Origin of the sequence: Phycicoccus elongatus Lp2, from assembly GCF_000367525.1 — a bacterium.
GTDB lineage: Bacteria > Actinomycetota > Actinomycetes > Actinomycetales > Dermatophilaceae > Phycicoccus_A > Phycicoccus_A elongatus.
Genome location: NZ_HF570956.1, coordinates 588880 through 607487 on the forward strand (window position 1 = coordinate 588880; position 18608 = coordinate 607487).

17 protein-coding genes and 1 pseudogene are annotated in these 18608 nt (G+C 67.1%); 6 read left to right on the forward strand and 12 right to left on the reverse strand.

Annotated features, from left to right (window positions below):
- Positions 1–22: 22 nt before the first annotated feature.
- The 4 genes from BN10_RS02765 to BN10_RS02780 are packed head-to-tail and all read right to left on the reverse strand — an operon-like array spanning position 23 to position 7068.
- On the reverse strand, positions 23–3373 hold the full coding sequence (locus BN10_RS02765) for a DEAD/DEAH box helicase family protein (RefSeq protein WP_010849638.1): 3351 nt from the start codon (positions 3371–3373) through the stop codon (positions 23–25).
- 9 nt (positions 3374–3382) lie between these two features.
- Positions 3383–4462 (reverse strand): PDDEXK family nuclease, encoded by a 1080-nt coding sequence (locus BN10_RS02770; protein WP_010849639.1) that lies wholly within the window; start codon positions 4460–4462, stop codon positions 3383–3385.
- 3 nt (positions 4463–4465) lie between these two features.
- Positions 4466–5617, reverse strand: coding sequence for a restriction endonuclease subunit S (locus BN10_RS02775; RefSeq protein WP_010849640.1), 1152 nt, complete (start codon positions 5615–5617; stop codon positions 4466–4468).
- Entirely contained in the window at positions 5614–7068 is a 1455-nt protein-coding gene (locus BN10_RS02780) for a type I restriction-modification system subunit M (RefSeq protein WP_040750848.1), read from the reverse strand. Before BN10_RS02780 ends, BN10_RS02775 begins: the two co-directional genes overlap by 4 nt.
- 182 nt (positions 7069–7250) lie before the next feature.
- Between BN10_RS02780 and BN10_RS02785 the strand changes: the two genes are divergently transcribed.
- Genes BN10_RS02785 through BN10_RS17940 form a run of 3 tightly spaced genes read left to right on the forward strand, consistent with a single transcriptional unit; the run spans position 7251 to position 8898 of the window.
- On the forward strand, positions 7251–7472 hold the full coding sequence (locus tag BN10_RS02785; RefSeq protein WP_040750850.1) for a helix-turn-helix transcriptional regulator: 222 nt from the start codon (positions 7251–7253) through the stop codon (positions 7470–7472).
- 8 nt (positions 7473–7480) lie between these two features.
- Positions 7481–8773, forward strand: coding sequence for a site-specific integrase (locus BN10_RS02790; RefSeq protein WP_233354248.1), 1293 nt, complete (start codon positions 7481–7483; stop codon positions 8771–8773).
- Positions 8770–8898, forward strand: coding sequence for a hypothetical protein (locus BN10_RS17940; protein WP_267878866.1), 129 nt, complete (start codon positions 8770–8772; stop codon positions 8896–8898). Before BN10_RS02790 ends, BN10_RS17940 begins: the two co-directional genes overlap by 4 nt.
- A gap of 13 nt (positions 8899–8911) precedes the next feature.
- Here BN10_RS17940 and BN10_RS17670 read toward each other — a convergent pair whose 3' ends face one another.
- The 3 genes and pseudogenes from BN10_RS17670 to glnA form a co-directional block, all read right to left on the reverse strand.
- Positions 8912–9352 carry a hypothetical protein gene (locus BN10_RS17670; RefSeq protein ID WP_010849645.1) on the reverse strand — a complete coding sequence of 147 codons (441 nt, stop codon included), beginning with the start codon at positions 9350–9352 and terminating at the stop codon, positions 8912–8914.
- Between the two features lie 100 nt (positions 9353–9452).
- Positions 9453–9815, reverse strand: a pseudogene (locus tag BN10_RS18205) (HNH endonuclease); the annotation flags it as partial.
- A gap of 186 nt (positions 9816–10001) precedes the next feature.
- The gene (glnA, locus tag BN10_RS02800; RefSeq protein ID WP_010849647.1) at positions 10002–11426 is read right to left on the reverse strand and encodes a type I glutamate--ammonia ligase; all 1425 of its coding nucleotides are present in this window, start codon (positions 11424–11426) and stop codon (positions 10002–10004) included.
- Positions 11427–11608: 182 nt separating this feature from the next.
- Here glnA and BN10_RS02805 point away from each other — a divergent pair, with 182 nt between their 5' ends.
- Positions 11609–12055: an RDD family protein gene (locus BN10_RS02805; protein WP_010849648.1), complete on the forward strand. Its 447-nt coding sequence runs from the start codon at positions 11609–11611 to the stop codon at positions 12053–12055.
- 76 nt (positions 12056–12131) lie between these two features.
- Here BN10_RS02805 and BN10_RS02810 read toward each other — a convergent pair whose 3' ends face one another.
- Positions 12132–12866, reverse strand: a complete 735-nt coding sequence (locus tag BN10_RS02810; RefSeq protein ID WP_010849649.1) for a DUF4191 domain-containing protein — start codon at positions 12864–12866, stop codon at positions 12132–12134.
- Between the two features lie 67 nt (positions 12867–12933).
- Positions 12934–13953: a lipoyl synthase gene (gene lipA, locus BN10_RS02815; RefSeq protein ID WP_010849650.1), complete on the reverse strand. Its 1020-nt coding sequence runs from the start codon at positions 13951–13953 to the stop codon at positions 12934–12936.
- 99 nt (positions 13954–14052) lie between these two features.
- On the opposite strand from lipA, the gene BN10_RS02820 reads away from it, so the two are divergent.
- Positions 14053–14685, forward strand: a complete 633-nt coding sequence (locus BN10_RS02820) for a hypothetical protein (RefSeq protein WP_010849651.1) — start codon at positions 14053–14055, stop codon at positions 14683–14685.
- Between the two features lie 38 nt (positions 14686–14723).
- On the opposite strand, the gene lipB is transcribed toward BN10_RS02820, so the two are convergent.
- Positions 14724–15356 carry a lipoyl(octanoyl) transferase LipB gene (gene lipB, locus BN10_RS02825; protein WP_010849652.1) on the reverse strand — a complete coding sequence of 211 codons (633 nt, stop codon included), beginning with the start codon at positions 15354–15356 and terminating at the stop codon, positions 14724–14726.
- Positions 15357–15424: 68 nt separating this feature from the next.
- Complete coding sequence (locus BN10_RS02830) at positions 15425–16159, reverse strand: Type 1 glutamine amidotransferase-like domain-containing protein (protein ID WP_010849653.1); 735 nt, start codon at positions 16157–16159, stop codon at positions 15425–15427.
- A 72-nt stretch (positions 16160–16231) separates the two neighbouring features.
- Here BN10_RS02830 and BN10_RS15500 point away from each other — a divergent pair, with 72 nt between their 5' ends.
- Positions 16232–17773, forward strand: coding sequence for a protein kinase domain-containing protein (locus tag BN10_RS15500; protein ID WP_010849654.1), 1542 nt, complete (start codon positions 16232–16234; stop codon positions 17771–17773).
- A 62-nt stretch (positions 17774–17835) separates the two neighbouring features.
- Here the strand turns inward: BN10_RS15500 and BN10_RS02840 are convergent.
- A partial coding sequence (locus BN10_RS02840; protein WP_084310887.1) for a 2-oxo acid dehydrogenase subunit E2 occupies positions 17836–18608 on the reverse strand: 773 nt, incomplete at its 5' end.

An 18608-nucleotide genomic window follows, 5' to 3' on the forward strand; every position in this document is an offset into this window, starting at 1 on the left:
CGATGTCACCGATCCACATTGGTCAGGCCACATCGCTCGGAACGGCAGTCCGTTTGATCTGCTGCAGCGTGTCGACGATGACCTCGACATCCGCGTCGGGGAAGAAGTAGTCGGGGCCGGTGGGGGCGTGGTCGGTATAGGGCGACTCAAAGAGGCGTGCAGGCTCCATGACGCCGTTCTTGGTCAGCTCGTCGATGATGAGGTTCACGAAGCGGACCTGATCGGCGGAGAACTTCGCGCCGTCCAGGTAGCTCTCGAACGCCTCGATCGCGGCCGAGCGGTCGAGGCCGACGAGGCTGCGGACGAAGATGCCCAGACCGCCGGTTTGCTCGTTGGCCCAGACGAGGTCGACCTGCTGGCCGCCGGAGGCGACAAGCATCTGCTCCAGCTCGCTGAGGTCGTTGGTGGTTAGCTGCTTGTTGCGGCGGAGGCGCTGGAGGGCGAGGTTGTCGAGGTGCTCGCGAAGGTACGCCTCGGCCTTGGCGCGGAAGCGCTCGAAGTTGGTGCCGGGGGTGACGCGGGGGAGCACCACCTCGACGCCTTCGCCGATCGTGTCCTCGAAGTCGGTGTAGATCGGGTTGCGTGCCGTCTTCTCGATGAATCGGGCGAGACCCCGGATGCGGAGTCGGGCGAGCTCCAGCATCGGCAGCGTCACGTCGATCCACCACTCGTCGCTGGCCACCGACTCCAGCAGCACGGCCTGCTCCGCGACGCTCGGGATCGTGGTCTTGCCGAGCAGTGCGGCGGCGATGGCTTGGACGGACTCGCGCAGCCGCTCGACCAGCACGGCGTCGCCGTCGAGCTGGGCGAGCTGTCGACGCAGGATGAGGAGGTCGAAGCGCTTGGCGTCCTCGTCGTCGTCACGGACCGAGGACGGCAGTCCGGCGAGCGTGAGCAGCGCCTCCGCGTCATCAGGCACGATCTGGTCCCACGCCTCTGCGGACGCGTACTTCTCTACGGCTCGGCGGTGCGGGCGGACGACAAAGTTCTCGAGGTTCATCCCGGCGACGACCTCGTGCAACGTCTTCACGGCGGACGAGCGTAGATCGGGTTCGGTGTCACCGAGTGCGGTGACAAGTCCGAGTCGGGCCTCGAAGAGGCGCTGGGAGAGTGACTTCTGGGTCTGCCCCTGGGATCCGGGGAGGTCCTGGATGAAGTACTCGAGGTTGCCGCAGAAGTCGAAGACCAGGAAGTCCTGCTTGTCCTCGCCTGGGCCGAACAGGTCGGGGCAGAGGCGGGTGCCGCGGCCGATCATCTGCCAGAACTTCGACTTCGAGCGCACCATCTTGAAGAAGACGAGGTTCACGACCTCGGGTACGTCGATGCCTGTGTCGAGCATGTCGACGCTGATCGCGATGTGCGGCGCTTTGTCCTTGATCGAGAAGTCGTCGATCAGCGACTGGGCGTACGGCGTGCCGTGGATGATCACGCGGGCGAAGTGGCCGGCAAGTTCGGGGTAGGCGAGGTTGAACCGCCTCTCGATGAACTCAGCGTGCTTCTGGGACTTGGCGAAGATGATCGTCTTGCCCACACGGTCCCCGCCGGCCACCTTGTAGCCCTGCACCATGAGGGTTTCGAGGACCTTGTCGACGGTGTCCTCGTTGAAGAGGAACCGGTTGATCTCCTCGGCACCGACCTCGTCGGGCGGACCGTCCTCGCCCCAGTCGAGGACGTCCCACTGGTCCTTTTCCTCCTCGGTGAGGTCGTCGTACTTGATGCCGGAGCGCAGGAACTGGGTGCCGACGCTGATGCCCTTCGGGGGCACGAGGTAGCCGGAGTCGACTGCTTCGTCGAGGGAGTAGTTGTCGGTGGGGACACCGTCCTCGAGGTGGAACAGCCGGTAGGTGTTGTGGTCGACCTCGTCCTTGGGTGTCGCGGTGAGGCCGATGAGAAGTGAGTCGAAGTAGTCGAAGATCGCGCCGTACTTGGCGTAGACGGAGCGGTGGGCTTCGTCGATCACGATGAGGTCGAAGTAGCCGGACCCGAAGCGGCGAGTGCCGTCGTCGATCTCGTTGATGAGGTTCATCATCGTGGGGTATGTCGAGACGTAGACGCGCCCCTCGATCGCCTTCTCGGTCACGAGGTTGACCGTCGTCGAGCCAGGCAGGTGTTGCTTGAACGCGTTGGCCGCCTGGTTGACAAGGGCGGTGCGGTCAGCGAGGAAGAGCACGCGCTTGACCCAGTTCGCCTTCTGCAACAGATCGACGAGCGCGATGGTGGTGCGAGTTTTGCCCGAGCCGGTAGCCATCACGAGGAGGGCCTCGCGCTGCTTGCGGTCGAACCCATCGCCCACTGCCTTGATAGCCCGCACCTGGTACGGACGGCCAGCGATGTCGGTGTTCGCCTGCGCGGACGCCAACGGGAGCTTGGTCTGGCGGCGCTGGATCAACAGCTCCAGCTCGTCGCGGGTGTAGAAGCCCTGGGTCTCGCGGGGTGGGTAGCCGCCGGCGTCGTCCCAGATCCGGTGCTCGTACCCGTTGGTGTAGAAGATCACCGGCCGACGGCCGAACTGCTGCTCCAGGCAGTCGGCGTACAGCTTGGCCTGCTGTTGGCCCACCTCGGGTGACTTCGCTGTGCGCTTGGCCTCGACCACTGCCAGGGGCAGCCCATCGGCGCCCCAGAGGACGTAGTCGACGAAGCCGCTCCCCTCAGCGTTGGGCATCCCCGTGACGGGGTACTCCCGGTCGCGCTCCTCATCCAGCGCCCAGCCGGCCTCATGCAGGAGGACGTCGATGAACAGGTCCCGGGCGGCGGCCTCGTCGTAGTCCCGCGTGTCCGGCGCTGCTGCTGCCTGGGCGGCTGCGATCTGAGTCTTCAGCTCGGCGATCTCCGCCTCGTGGGCGGCCAGTCGCTCGTCCTTCTCGGCGAGCTCGCGGGCGTGGGCCTCGTCCTGCTCCTTGAACTTCGCAGCGAGGCGGGCGACCTCCTCCCGCGACAGCGGCGCGGCTTTGGCGGCGAGGGCAGGATCGAACTGGGCCTGAAGCGGCACCACTGTCGGCGTAGGGGAGTGGTGGTACGACGTCCACACGACGACGTTGAACAGCTCGCGCAGCACTGCCAGCGACACGTCCGGGCGGATCTGGCGGTTCTCATGCACCGCGGTGTTGGCGATGCGACGGATCGCGGTCAGCTTCTGGGTGATGCCCTGCGGCACCTTGGCCTTGAACGCAGCGTCGTTGATCTTCGCCGCGAGGTCGTCGCGGTACGGGAGGGGCAGCGAGAGGACGTCGTACAAGTAGCCGACGAGCTCCTCGACCACCCGGCGACTGTAGAAGCACGCCGATCGCGGGTCGGACGACAGGTACGACTCAGCCCGGGCGCAGTCGCCATGTAGTGACGGCAGCGTCTGACGGACGAAGTCGAAGTTCCCCATGAGCGTCGATCACTCGCCGTCGTCGATGTTGAAGTGGTCGGCCAGGCGCCCGAGGGTGAACTCCTGGCGGAGCTTGCAGGCGCTGTGCTGGCTGGCGAACATGCCCTTCTCCCAGAACCCAGCCTCGAGAGGCCGAGCATCGATCCACTCGACCGGCACGACCCATTCGGCGAAATCGTCGTCCCTCGTCGGGTCGCTGGAGTAGACGCCCTCCAGGTTTTGCGTGGCCAGCGGAGCCCAAGCGTCGTCAACTCGAACTTCGGCGACCTCGAAGCGCGTGGCCGGAGCCAGCACCCTCCCGACTGCCACGTAGCGCATGGGCGGCACGTTGACCCAGATGCGGGCACCCGTCGGCAACGCCCGCATGTCCTGCGACCACATCTTCCCGCCACCGCCGGAGACAAAGCCGAACTGCCGCGCGTCGTCCCAGACGCGCTCTCCGCCGCTGAATGAGATGTACCAGTCCTTGCCGTTCCACGCGGCGCGCTTGCTCTTCTTGTTTCCCGTAGCCGCGGTCGGCGTCTCGTCGTCCGACGCGGTCAGCCAGGAGCGGGCCAGGTAGCGTCGTCCGTCGTCCTCGAGATAGGAGAAGAACACCGCGTTGACCGGTACACCGAAGTCGCGAAGGTAGTTGACGATGCGCTCAGAACTGGCGTCGAGCTCGGCAGCCACGATGGTGAGGCTGAGGTCGCCGTTGAGCTCGTCGGGTGGCGCGCTTCCGAAGACGTCCTCGAACGCGGCCTCGAACGGCTGGTCGAGATGCTTGGTGGCGATGTCGATGATGTCGTCCCGCGACAGGGTTGAGGCCCAGGAGCCGTAGTCGAGTACCTGGGCGACGACCTCGCGTGGCGTCTTGTCGCGCTTCAGCTCCAACAGATTGAGATTGCCGTCGGCATCAATGGCGAGCAGGTCGAGGCGCGGGCCGTATGGCGTGATCACCTCACTGCCGATCACCAGCAGGCGCTCGCCGAGCAGAGAGGGGTCGCGCTTGAGGAACTCGTGCAGGTCCTTCTCGGCAGGCAGGACCGAGGTGGTCAGTGGCTTCGGCTCGTTGCCGTCGATGCGCCACATCCTCATCTCAACGGGCATCGGTCACAGCTCCCCTCGGAAGGCGCGGGATTGAAGGGCACCAACGAGGCCGAACTCAGACATTGCTTGTGCGCGGAGGCTGACGCGGAGCGCGTTGATCGACGCGATGCGCTCCGAGAACCGCTCTTGGTCGCTCATCGGCGCGACTGGGATCTGGAAGTTTCGGCAGGCGGGTAGAGGAAGGTGCTTGACGGTAGAGCCCGAGCCGAGCCGATTGAACTGCTCTTGAAGCACCGGGCTGCGGAAACAAGCTGCCAGGTAGTCGGGTGTCATCTTCGCCGCGTCCACCCGGTAGAGCATCAACCGCTGGCCGAGAAAGACCTTGTCATCGCTGAGCAACACGCCAGCCTCTCCGACTGGCGCCTCGCGTGTCAGGATCACGTCATCCCGGCGAGGGGTGGCTCGCCGATTCCACTTCTCGAAGACAGCCTGATCCACGTACCGCACGTTCGTCGTGTCGACAGCCCCGTTTCGAATGTTCGTGGTGCGAAGCATCTTGTACGGCGTCACGTTCTCGACCACCGGCGCCGTCCTATTGACGCAGTCGACCACCAGATGGCAGAGCTCGGCCACGGATCGGAGCTCTCGGTCGTGGCCGAACATCGAGAGGAAGATTGCCTGTTCAAGCTCGTCGAGCTTCGTGAGAACTTGGCGGCGCTTGGCGCGGAGAGCGTCGGCGTGGTCGAGGATCGCTGCGATGCGGCGCTGCTCGGGGAGAGGTGGGAGGGGGACGGCGATCTGCTCGGTCGTCTTCTTCGACAGTTCCTTGAACGTGGCGCCGTTGCCGAGCGACTGAAGGTAGGCGGTCTTCGACTTCAGCCAGTAATACAGGTACTTCGCATCAAGGTCCGGTCCCGGGACGAGGCTCTTGAATCCCTGGTTCGTTGCCATCGGGACGGTGTTGATCGCAACGTGGCCGATCGGCGCCCGCGAACTCAGAAGCACTGAACCTGCAGGCAAGACTGTCGTCGGGCAACTCCTGACGCCTATCGCTGTCAGCTTCCTCGGGGTTTCGGAGATGTACGGCCCGTTGAGCTTGCTGAGGTCGGCAGGCGTGGCCCACTGCACCTCGCCGTCCCAGTACTCAGCAACACCGGTCTTCGGCGTCGCTCCTGAAACGATCTTGGCGATGTCGCCCAACGGGGCGGTCTTCACGAGAGCATCGCCTTGAGCTCGGCGAGACCCTTGGCGATCTCGTCCTCAAGCGTCTCGATGTCGGCGATGATCTCCAGTGGATCGCGGTGTTCGATCTCGTCGTGGACGATCTCCTTGTAGCGGTTCAAGGAGAGGTCGTAGCCATAGGCGACGATGTCGTCCTTGGGCACGAGGAACGACTGCTGGGTGCGGGCACGATCCTTCTCGTCCCCGAGGGTCTGCCAACGGGCGAGCACGTCGGGGAGGTCGTTGGCTTCGACCGGGTTGCGCTTGTCATCGAGACTGAAGCCGTCGGCCTGGACGTCGTAGAACCAGACGTCGTCGGTGCCGCCGGAGTTGGTCTTGGTGAAGAACAGGATCGCGGTGGAGACGCCGGCGTACGGGCGGAAGACACCTGACGGCAGCTTCACGACGGCGTCGAGCTTCTGCTCTTCGACCAGCATCTTCCGCAACGCCTTGTGCGCGGTGCTCGAACCGAAGAGGACACCGTCGGGCACAATGACGGCCGCTCGTCCGCCGGGCTTGAGCAGCTTGAGGAACAGCGCGAGGAATAGCAGCTCGGTCTTCTTCGTCTTCACGATCCGCTGCAGGTCCTTGGCGGTGGACTCGTAGTCGAGTGAACCAGCGAAGGGTGGATTGGCGAGGATGAGCGTGTACTTGTCGGCGTCCCCGGCTGCGCCCTCGGAGAGTGAGTCGCGGTAGCGGATGTCGGGGGACTCGATACCGTGCAGCAGCATGTTCATGCTGCCGATGCGGAGCATCGTGGAGTCGAAGTCGTAGCCGTGGAACATCGAAGCGTGGAAGTGCTTGCGCTGCGCGGAGTCGAGCAGGGCGTCGGCGTGCGTGTCCCGGACGTACTCGCTGGCTGCGACGAGGAAGCCGGCGGTGCCGCATGCCGGGTCGCAGATCTCGTCGGACGGCTTGGGCGCGGTCATCTTGACCATCAGCTCGATGATGTGGCGCGGCGTACGGAACTGACCGTTGACGCCAGCTGAGGCGATCTTGGAGAGCAGGTACTCGTAGAGGTCGCCGTTGGTGTCCCGGTGGGCCATCGGGATGTCGTCGAGCATGTCGACGACCTTGGACAGAAGTGCCGAGGTCGGGATCGTGTACCTGGCGTCCTTCATGTGTTCGCTGTAGGTGGTGCCGTCGCCCAGACCGCGCAGGAGCGGGAACACCTCGTCGGCAATGGTCTTGTGCATCACCTCGGGGGAGGCGTTCTTGAACTGACTCCATCGCAGGTGCGCCTGGCCGGGCAGGAACACGGGGCTCTCGATTTGGTCGCCGGTCACACGCGCCTTCTTCTCCGCCAGCGTCTGGATGTCGTCCAGGCGGCGGATGAAGAGCAGGTAGGTGATCTGCTCGATGACCTCGAGCGGGTTGCTAATGCCTCCCGACCAGAAGGCGTCCCAGACGCGGTCGATCTTGCTCTTCAGCTCACCAGTGATCACAGGCGTAACTCTAGTAAGAGCCGGGCCTTTGGGCTGGGACATGGGCGACCCTCCGCCGCCCGGTCCTTCCGGACAGCCCTTCAGGATGCCCGATGCCTCCGACACTTCTCCGAGGCGTGGCCACTCGCCTCGGCTCCTCGGCCATTGGGGGTAGGACCAACCTCAACCCTTTGGAGCCGACCATGACCGACGACACCACCCGTGACCCCGAGCGCATCGACGCGCTGCTGACCATCGAGGAGGTCGCCGAGTTGCTGCGCATGCCGGTGGCTTCGCTGCGCTACTGGCGGGTGCTGGGTACCGGGCCGCGCGGGTTCATCATCGGGCGGCGGCTGCGCTATGTCCGGGCCGATGTGTTCCGGTGGCTCGTGGAGCAGCGCGACGGCGACCCGACGGCCGCGTGAACGGCTACGTGTCTCCGAAGCAGCGGCTCAATCAGCGCGGCTCCGTCGAGGACCGCTGGCGCAAGCGCGTCAAGGACGCCGACGGGAACACCGTCGAGGTGCCCTCCGCCGTTGCGGGGAAGGTCACTCGTTGGCGTGCCCGGTACGTCGACGACGGCGGCCGTGAGATCCAGCGGTCCTTTGGGCGCAAGGTCGACGCGCAGAAGTGGCTCGATGGACAGCTCGCCTCGCTCCTGCGTGGCGACCACGTCGCGCCTGCCGACGCGAAGGTGACGGTCGGGCAGTGGCGCGACACCTGGTTGGCCGGCTACGGCAACCGGCGGGAGTCGAGTGTGCGGATGGCCGAGGTCCATCTGAAGATCATCAAGGTGCACTTCGGCGCCGTGCCGCTCTCGGCGGTGAAGCCATCGGATGTGCGGGCGTGGACCGCGCAGCTCCAGAAGGAGGGCCGGGCGCCGTCGTACGTCTATGCCCTGCACTCGCGGCTCTCGCAGCTTTTCACCGACGCCGTCCACGACGGGCTGGTCGCCCGCAATCCGTGCTCGCGGCGTACATCACCGCCGATGGGCAAGCAGCGGCCTTACGTCGCCACGACCGAGCAGGTGTGGGCGCTCTACGACGCGTTCCCGCCTGGGGTGCAGCCCGCGATCCTGATGGGGGCACACGCCGGGTTGCGACTGGCGGAGTGCGCCGCACTGCGGATCACCGACGTCGACCTGGAGGCGGGCGTCATCCATCCGGCGGTGCAGTGGCCGGAGAAGGAGCTGAAGAGCGACAAGTCCCGCACCGCCATCCCGATCCCGCGCGAGATGGCGCAGATCCTGGCCGAGGCGGCACGTACGGGGAACGGGCGGACGTTCCTCGACGACGAGTGGGGCAACCCCGGCAGCCCGTGGACGATCCAGCGCGCCATGAGGGATGCCCGCGACAGGCTCGACCTGCCCGACGACTTCCGATTCCACGACCTGCGGCACTACTTCGCCTCGTTGTTGATCGCGTCGGGCCTCGACGTCAAGGTCGTCCAGGGCCGGCTCCGGCATGCCTCGGCGAAGACCACCCTCGACACCTACGGCCACTTGTGGCCGGACAGAGACGACACTTCACGCGCCGCCGTCGCGGCGGTCTACCAGGAAAGGGACGAACGATGGGCTCCTACGAACCAGGGATCTACGTCGACTCGTTCGACACCGACGCCGACGGCAACATCCGGGCGCGCCGCGAGGATGTCTACGGCACCGTCGAGGTGGGAGAGGTCGTCTCCGTCGACTGCGACGAGCTCGGGACCTTCGCTCGGGTTGTGAAGTTCGAGGGCCACCCCGAGACGGGTTTCGTGTTCTTGAAGGAACTCACCGGCAAGGAGTGGGAGCAAGCTTCCGAGGACCTTGCACTCTCCTACGAGGAGTGGTGCGACCTGCGCGCCGACTGAAGTTGGCGTCGCCTCAGGCGGCCCGCAGTCGTGGGCTGAGCATGGGGTCGAGGTCGGCGAACGGCCACTCGACGAGGATCGTGCCGGCGAGCGAAATTAGATAGGTGCTGGTGCCGTCGTGGTCAGAACGGAGGAGAGCCAGCGACGGGCCGTTCGCGGCGAGACCAGTCCGATGTACTCGCAGGCCCTCCGCGACTGGTCCAAGTTGAACGTGGCGACGAGACTTCGCATCCCTCGCCTGCAGAAGCTCGTCGCGCGCGGCCATCACGCTATGAGAGTGCACGACGCCGCCGAAGTGCAGACATGCAGCGAGGTAGGCGCTCTTGAGTAGGCCGGTCATGTATTCGGCAGGGCGAGGGATCGTGTAGTGAATCGCGACGTTCGGGTCCCTGAGGCGGTCGAACGGCGACGCGCCCTCGGGGGAGGACTTCTCCGCGAGGATGAACCACTTCATCCGAGTCGGTCTTCAGGAGCAGGATCCGGTCGTGCCCGAATGGTTCTGGGCTCGCGTCCGACGTGAAGTGTGCGCGAATCGCGTCGTCGTACCAGTCTTGAAGGGCGGCCTCGGTGCGAGAACCCAGGCGGTTGTTGCAGTCGGCGCAGGTGTTTGCCATTACTGTCCCGCCGAATGCCGTCGGTGGGACGTGTTCCATCGTGTCAGCTGGCACATCCTCGCGAAGGCAGATCGGGCAGTACGGGAACTGGCCACGCTCGATCGCGCAGACACCGGTTGCGGTGCGGGCACCATCTCCGGCCGGTGGCTGGTGACCTCGCGCCGAGATCAGCTTGCCACCGGCGTGCTCAAGGTCGAGCTCATGAATCTTGGGCAGTCCGGTTCGCTTGCCACCCTTGGCCTGCCGACCGATCACCTGCCGAATCTGGCCGCGGTACGGCGGCTGCGCGGGCTGGTCGGTCACCCCACCATTGTCGCTGGTGACACCGACACGCAAGGGACGCCGCGCGGGCCATCACGAGCCGTCGCCAGCAGCTCAACGGATCTCCTGCGGTATTTCTGCGGTACTTGGCCCCGATCGGGCCAAGCGGAAGGGCCCCTGACACTGCATCACTGCAGGTCAGGGGCCCTTTCGGGTCTACGACGTCTGTCAGATGTCGTAGTACATCTCGAACTCGTGCGGGTGCGGGCGGAAGCGGATCGGGTCGATCTCGTTCTTGCGCTTGTACTCGATCCACGTGTCGATGACGTCCTGGGTGAAGACGTCACCCTCGAGCAGGAACTCGTGGTCCTCCTCGAGCGCGTTGAGCACCTCGGGGAGCGAGCCCGGCACCTGCTTGATCTCCGCGTGCTCCTCCGGGGGCAGCTCGTAGAGGTCCTTGTCGATCGGCTCCGGCGGCTCGATCCGGTTCTTGATGCCGTCCAGGCCAGCCATGAGCTGCGCGGCGAAGGCGAGGTACGGGTTGCACGACGGGTCCGGGATCCGGAACTCGATGCGCTTGGCCTTCGGCGAGGTCCCCGCGATCGGGATGCGGATGCACGCCGAGCGGTTGCGCGCGGAGTAGACGAGGTTGACCGGCGCCTCGTAGCCCGGAACCAGGCGGTGGTAGGAGTTCACCGTCGGGTTGGTGAAGGCGAGCAGCGCCGGGGCGTGCTTGAGCAGGCCGCCGATGTACCAGCGGGCCATGTCGGACAGGCCGCCGTAGCCGCGCTCGTCGTAGAACAGCGGCTCGCCGTCCTTCCACAGCGACTGGTGCGTGTGCATGCCCGAGCCGTTGTCACCGAAGATCGGCTTCGGCATGAAGGTGGCCGTCTGGCCGTGCCGCCAAGCCTCGTTCTTGATGACGTACTTGAACTTCATCATGTCGTCGCCGGAGTGGAGCAGGGTGTTGAAGCGGTAGTTGATCTCCTGCTGCCCGCCGGAGGCAACCTCGTGGTGCGAACGCTCGACGGTGAGGCCGACCTCCTTGAGGGTCAGGCACATCGTGTCGCGCAGGTCGGCGAAGTGGTCGACGGGGGAGACCGGGAAGTAGCCGCCCTTCATGCGCGGCTTGTAGCCGAGGTTGCCGCCCTCCTCGACCTTGCCGGTGTTCCACACGGCGGCCTTGGAGTCGAGGAAGTAGAAGGACTCGTTGGCGCTGGTCTTGAAGCGCACGTCGTCAAAGACGAAGAACTCGGCCTCGGCGCCGAAGTAGGCGGTGTCGGCGATGCCGGTCGACTTCAGGTAGGCCTCGGCCTTAGCCGCGATGTTGCGCGGGTCGCGGCTGTAGGGCTCGTCGGTGAACGGGTCGACGATGGAGAAGTTCATGATGAGCGTCTTCTCGGCCCGGAACGGGTCGAGGTAGGCCGTCGCGACGTCCGGCAGCAACTTCATGTCGGACTCGTGGATCGCCTGGAAGCCGCGGATCGAGGAGCCGTCGAAGGCCTGACCGACCGTGAAGAAGTCCTCGTCGAGGGACTCCGCCGGCACGTTGAAGTGCTGCATGATGCCGGGCAGGTCGCAGAAACGGATGTCGACGAACTTGATGTCCTCGTCCTTGATGTAGGCGAGAACTTCGTCAGCGGAGCTGAACAAGGTGGAGCCTCCTGATCGGTGGTGGGCCGTGCGCCGGCCCGGTGCGTTGCCACAACGCTAGAAGCGGGCCATTTCTCGACCGTGACCCGGATGTTTCGGCGGTGTAACAGACCGCTGTGTCCCAGGATGCGAGATGCCCTGACCATGCGTTGGGCATCGGCGGGTGCCCCTAGAGTAGTTCGGTGCCCCCGCCCCCCGCTGACCGACCCACCGAGTCCACGCCCGCCCCCGATGGGTATGCCGGTCAGCTCCTCGGGCTTCCGGCCGCCGGGCCGGGGTCGCTGGCCCCGTTCGGCAGGCGACTCCTGGGCATCTTCATCGACTGGCTGGTCGCCGACCTGGTCGTCTTCCTCTTTGCCCGCCAGGCCTTCGGGGCTGTTGAGGGGATCGAGGTCTTCTATCGTCTCTTTGCCTGGATCGCCCTGACCGTGCTGTGCCTGAGTGTCGTCGCCGCGACCTTCGGCCACTACGTCACCGGACTGCAGTTGCGCCAGGTGCGTCCCGGGTTCTACCCCCTCCAGGTGCTGGTGCGCACGCTCCTGCTCGCGCTCGTCGTCTTCGCCGTCCCGTCCCGCGACGGTCGTGGCTTCCACGACGTCATCGCCGGGACGGTCCTCGTCCGGCGCTGATCGTTGCGTCCGGCGCTGATCGCTACGTCCGGCGCGTGGACGGCATACCAACCACCTTGCCGGACGCAAGGGAGGGTTACTTGCCGCGCAGCGAACTCCGGCTCATGCGCACCTTGGTGGGATCCACGCCGGCGGGGATCGCTGACCGCACACTCGGGAGCGACTTGAGGCGCTTGTTGACGACCGAGACCTCGTCCTTGGTGAGCACTGGACGCATCCGGGTCATCTTGCTGCCGAGTTTGCGCACCGAGACCATGTCCTCGCCCTCGCCGGCGACCCAGAGGTGGATCGGCACGCCTGGAGCGACCCGCGAGACCTTCTTCTCCTCGGCCTTGAGCAATTTCTGCACGCGACCGGCGGGGCCCTCCCCGATGAGGATGATGCCCGGGCGCCCGAGCGCGCGGAAGACCATGGCGGCGCCGGTCATGTCGGTGACCTTCGTGCCGCGCATCGCGTCGACGGCAACCGGCTCCTGCGAGGTGAACCAGCCGCGCTTGCCCATGCCCATGAGGGCGGCACCGGAGGCGCCCGGTTGTCCGTCGAGCGCGTTGTACATCGCGGTGTTGCCGCGCCGGTTCATGACAACGACCGCCGCGAGCGCCGCTGCCGGGAGCGCGACGAGGATCATGTACCAGCGCCAGAAGCCGCCCAGGACGAACCCGATCCCGGCGATCACGACGAACGTCGCGACGGCGGCGAGCAGCATGAACCACCCGATCTTGGGGTCGATGCTCTTGATCGCCTGATAACTCTGGCGGATCTGCGCGATCCGGCCGGGCTGCTTCTCGCCGGTCTTCTTGTCGTCGGCCACGGTGGCTCGCTCCTGCTGCGGTCTGGGTTGGGGCCGTGCGCCCCGAGAGATCAGGTGGGGACCAAGTTTACGGGCGCGCCGCGCGGGCGACCAAGGATGCGGCCTCTTGGCGGGCCGGCTCCGTATTGCCCTCGCCGAGGTGCGCCAGGTGCGCCGGGAGAGGGCGACCCCACTTGGCCATCGCCGCGGCATACAACCGGCCGGCGCGATAGGAGGACCGAACCAGTGGGCCGGCCATGACGCCCTTGAACCCGATGTCGGTGGCGACGTCGCTCCAGTGCACGAACTCCTCGGGCTTGACCCACCGGTCGATCGGGTGGTGCAGCTTGGAGGGGCGCAGGTACTGCGTGATCGTGAGGATGTCGCAGCCCGCATCGTGAAGGTCGCGAATCGCCTGCTCGACCTCGTGCTCCTCCTCGCCCATGCCCAGGATGAGATTGGACTTGGTGACGAGTTGGGCCTCGCGCGCCATCGTCAGGACGCGCAGTGACTTCTCGTAGGTGAAGGCCGGGCGGATCCGCTTGAAGATCCGCGGCACCGTCTCCAGGTTGTGCGCGAAGACCTCCGGGCGGGCGTCGAAGACCTGGCCGACGAGCTCGGGCACCGCGCCGAAGTCGGGCGGGAGGATCTCGACGCCGGTGTTGGGGTTGAGGGCGTGGATCTGCCGGATCGTCTCGGCATAGAGGTATGCCGCACCGTCGGGTTGGTCGTCGCGCGCCACACCCGTGACGGTCGCGTAGCGCAGGCCCATCCGCTGCACCGACTCCGCGACGCGGCGCGGCTCGTCGAGATCGAGCGCAGTCGGTCGGCCGGTCGCAATGTCACAGAAGTCGCAGCGGCGGGTGCACACGTCGCCGCCGATGAGGAAGGTCGCTTCGCGGTCCTCCCAGCACTCGAAGATGTTCGGGCACCCGGCTTCCTGGCAGACCGTGTGGAGCTTCTCGGTCTTCACCATCGAGTGGATCGCGGTGTACTCGGGCCCCATCTTGGCCGTCGTGCGAATCCACTCGGGCTTGCGCTCGATGGGGGTGTCGGAGTTGCGGGCCTCGACGCGCAGCAGGCGGCGTCCCTCGGGTGCGACAGTCATGGTTCTCCAAGCCTACGCCCGGCCGAAGGGTGCCCGACTGGAGCCGGAGCCTGTGGAAAACCGGGAGGCGGCTTCGGGGATTTCCCTAGCGTGATCGACATGGACAACGAACTGACTCTGGGGTGGGCGACCACCGATGACGCGGCGGTCGGCGCGGACGAGGGTGCGATCGAGGGGGACCGGGAGTTGCGGCCATGGCAGGCGTCCACGGTCACCGATCCGGACGGCCGGGAGTGGACCGTGCGCGGCCGGGTCCTGCCGTGGGTGCCCGGGTGGTGGCTCATCGGGAGATCCACGTCGGTCCCTGGTTTGGGCAGGCGCCGGCTCATGCACGACCTCTTCGACGAGCTTCCCCTCGTCGCGGTGGCTCTCGCGGTCTTCCCGATCGCCCTCCTGATGGTCGAGATGGGGATCGTGGCGATCCTGGCTCCCGCGGTCTGGCTGCTCCGGCGATGGTCGGGTCGCCAGGCCCTGATGGTCGTGACCGCACCCTCCGGCGTGGTGGTCCAGACCCCACTGACGGCCGAAGGTCGCACGGTGGCTCGTCGTCGTGAGGCCGTCGCCGCGCTCATCCGTCGCGGCGCGGTCACCGACCCCGTCGACGAGCTGCCCGAGCAGCAGACCGTGAGTGCGATGCTCGCCGACGACCCGACACTGTCGTGCGCCGGTCCGGGCCAGCCGATCATCCGGCGGCGACGACCCATCCCGGCGGGGCCCGAGGATCGGCGGTGACGCGCTGAGAGACGAGCCCCGGATCACGTCGACCGGCTTCACCCCAGGACGTCGATGAGGTGCTTCTCGGCGTGGGGGAGCACCTCGGGGACCGTGATGGTCCGGCCCGCCTCGCGGGTCAGGGAGGAGACGCCGGCATCCTCGATGCCGCAGGCGATGATGTTGTCGGCCCACGAGAGGTCGGCATCGCAGTTGAGCGCAAAACCGTGCATGGTCACCCGGCGACTCACGCGGACCCCGATGGCCCCGAGCTTGCGATCACCGCCCCCCTCGTCGGCGCGCACCCACACGCCGCTGCGCCCGTCGACCCGCTCGACGGCCACCCCGAAGTCAGCGCACGTGCGGATCATGACCTCCTCGAGCCGGCGCACATGGGCGACCACATCGATCGGCACGGCCCTGAGGAAGACGATGGGGTAGCCGACCAGCTGGCCCGGACCATGCCAGGTGATGAGGCCGCCACGGTCGACCTCGATGACCGGCGTCCCGTCCACCGGTCGCTGTCGGTCCTCGGTGCGCTTACCCGCCGTGTAGACCGCCGAGTGCTCGAGCAGCAGGGTCGTGTCGGGCAGGTCGCCGGCGACCACGGCTGCGTGCACCTCGCGTTGGTACGACCAGGCCGTCTCGTAGTCGACGAAGTTCGGGGCGAAACCGAGGTGCTCGAAACGCATGAGACCAACCTAGCCGCGCCGGGTGGGAGGTATGCCGCGCCGGCGGCTCACGGCACACCTCCTCGGCGTCAGGGGTTCTTGAGCCGACGCGGCTCGATCCGCGTTTCCACGACCTCGGCACCTGAGCGTTCGACGACGTAGGCGCCCTTGCCGTCCACCTCGGCGACGGCTTCGACCAACTCGGTGCCGTGGTAGACCAAGCCGACGCCGTCGTCGCTGCAGTGGGTGACCGGGAGGGTGCCGTTGCCGACGAGGCGGTGGATGGTCGGGCGCCGCGAAGCCTCGGAGTCGTAGTGCACGCCGTTGCCATAGGGGAGCAGCCCCAGGGCGTTGGTCACGGGGCGCAGCTCCGGCCCGAAGGAGTCCGTGCAGCCCCCGACGAACCAGCAGATCGATCCGGCCGATACCCCGGCGAGCACCACGCCGGACTCCCAGGCCGCCCGCATTGCCGGACCCAGGTCATGCACCGCCCACACCGCGAGCAGGTTCGCGACCGAGCCGCCCTGCACCCACACGACGTCACTGCCCAGCAGCAGACCGGGGACGTCGTCGCTGCTCGGCATCGGAAAGAGGTCGAGACAGGTCACCTCGATGCCGGCGTGCTGACCGGCTTGGACAATCCAATGATTGGCGTGGGCCTGGTCGCCGCTCGCGGTCCCCACGAAGGTCATCCGGGGCCGCCGGCCGTGGACACCGGAGAGATCGACCGCGTGGTGCACCAGCGCGTTGAACTCGAGCCGGATGCGTTCGCCATAGCGATAGCCGCCGGAGGTCGCGACGATGGTGGGCTGGTCTGCAGGCATGCCGGTCAGTCTCTCAGGCCGGTGCCTGTGGACAACCTCCGCGGCACCTGTGGTCTGCGTCATCGTGGAGCCATGGACAGCACACCCGAGCCCCAACCACCCGTCGTCCCGGGGTACGTCCTGACCCTCCCGCTCGGCACCGGAGCGCAGGGCACGGTCTGGCGGGCCACTCGAGTGGCCGATCGCGCCGACCGAGCCATCAAGGTCGTGGCCTCGTGCGGCGCCGATGCGTTGGGCGGTTCGATCGACAATCCGGACATGGTGCGGGTCCACGAGGTACTCACCCTCGGCGATGGTCAGGTGGCGGTCGTCATGGACCTGATGGACGGAGGATCCCTGCGTGGCCTGGTCGACGCCAGAGGTGTCCTCACCTCGGGCGAGACGGTCTCGCTGCTCGTGCCCTTGGCCCAGGCTCTGGCACGGCTGCATGCCCTGGGTCTGGTCCACGGTGATGTGTCACCGGACAACGTCCTCCTCGATGCCGACGGGCGACCCCGGTTGATCGATCTCGGTGCGGCCCACGGGCGCGGACTGGGCGCACGCGAAGTCTGGGGCACGGGCGGCTTCGTTGCCCCCGAGGTCGCCGTGGGAGGGGCCGACCCCACCCCCGCCTCCGATGTATATGCCGTGGGGGCCCTGGGGTGGTTCGCCCTCACCGGGCGCGAACCGCGGTTGGGCGTTCCACCGTTCGGTCGCGACCGAAAGGAGGGCGTGGTGAGCGAGCCACTCCGACGAGCCCTGGCCCGTGCCGCCGATCTCAACCCGGCGGAGCGCCCTGACGCCGATCGATTGGCAGAGCAGGTGTTTGCCGCAGCCACTGCCGAACCACTGCCCACGACAGGGACCGACCCCGGCCACGGGATCACACGTCGGATCCGCGCGGCCATGGCCGAGGGTGCCGCGGCGCCGACCCCACCTGGTCGACGCGACCGCCTGATCGCGGCCCGGAGGTCGATGCTCGGCCGCCGCGCGCAGCAGTCGGCTGACCGCGATACCGAATCGGCCATGACCAGGCTCGTGCGTGGTCTGCGCGTCTGGCTGGTGCCCTTGGTGCTCACCGCGGGCCTGCTCGTCCTGGCCGGTGGCGCCTGGGGCGCGATCGCGGATCGTGCCGCCGCAGGTGGGGGTGCACGCGCGGGCACATCGGCCGGATCGGTCAAGCGCGTCATGCCGACCGCGGCCGATTCCGCGCCTGAGCCGATGGTGGACCCCTTGCACCTGCGCAGCATCGATGTGGCGACCGCGACGGGTCTGGTCCAGGCCCTGGCCGATCTGCGCGCCCGTGCCTGGTCGGACCCGGCTGGGCAGGCGTGGCACGACCTCAGCGCGGCCGGCAGCCCGGCTGCCACCGCTGACACCGCGGACCGCGAGGCCTTGATCGCCGCAGGGGAGCGTGCCGAGGCACTGACCATGACGGCAGGAACGGTCACGATCCGTGAGGGTGCTGGGACCGATCGGCTCGTCCTGCGCTCCCGGATCGACGTCGCCGCACATCGAATCAGCGGCCCCCGCGGGACGCGGGAGGTGGCGCCGACGGCCGGGGATCCCCTCGATCTGGAGGTTCGCTGGCTCGACGGCCGGTGGCAGCTCTGGTCGGTGTCCGAGCCTGCGTGACACCAGTGAGCGGCCCATCCCTGCCGGGGGATGGGCCGCTCACTGGTGTGCCGTGATGCGGATCAGACCTCGAAGTTGCCGTCCTCGAGACGAGCCTTCATCGCGGTGAGGAAGCGCGCGGCATCCGCACCGTCGACGATCCGGTGGTCGTAGGACAGGGCGAGGTACACCATCGACCGGACTGCGATCGTCTCGCCACCGTCGGCGTCCTTGACCACGACCGGCCTCTTCACGACCGAGCCGGTGCCCAGGATCGCGACCTGTGGCTGGTTGATGATCGGGGTGTCGAAGAGCGCCCCACGCGACCCGGTGTTGGTGATCGTGAAGGTTCCGCCACCCAGGTCGTCCGGGGTGATCTTGTTGTTGCGGGTGCGATCCGCGACGTCAGCGATCCCGCGGGCCAGGCCGGCAATGTTGAGGTCCCCGGCGTTCTTCAGAACCGGGACGAGCAAGCCCTTCTCGGTGTCGACGGCGATGCCGAGGTTCTCGGAGCCGTGGTAGGTGACCTCGTCACCGTCGATGCTCGCGTTGACGGTCGGGTAGGCCTTGAGCGCTTCCACCGCCGCGAGAGCGAAGAACGGGAGGAAGCTGAGCTTGGTGCCCTCACGCTTCTCGAAGTCACCCTTGGCGCGGTCGCGCAGGCGGGCCACCTTGGTGACGTCCACCTCCACGACCGTCGTCAACTGGGCAGAGATCTGCAGGGACTCGACCATCCGCTTGGCGATCACCTTGCGCAGGCGCGACATGGGCTGGGTGGTGCCGCGCAGGCCGGACGTGTCAGCGGCCGGAGCCGCGGGAGCAGCCGGGGCCTGCGCAGGCGCCGCGGCGGCGGCCG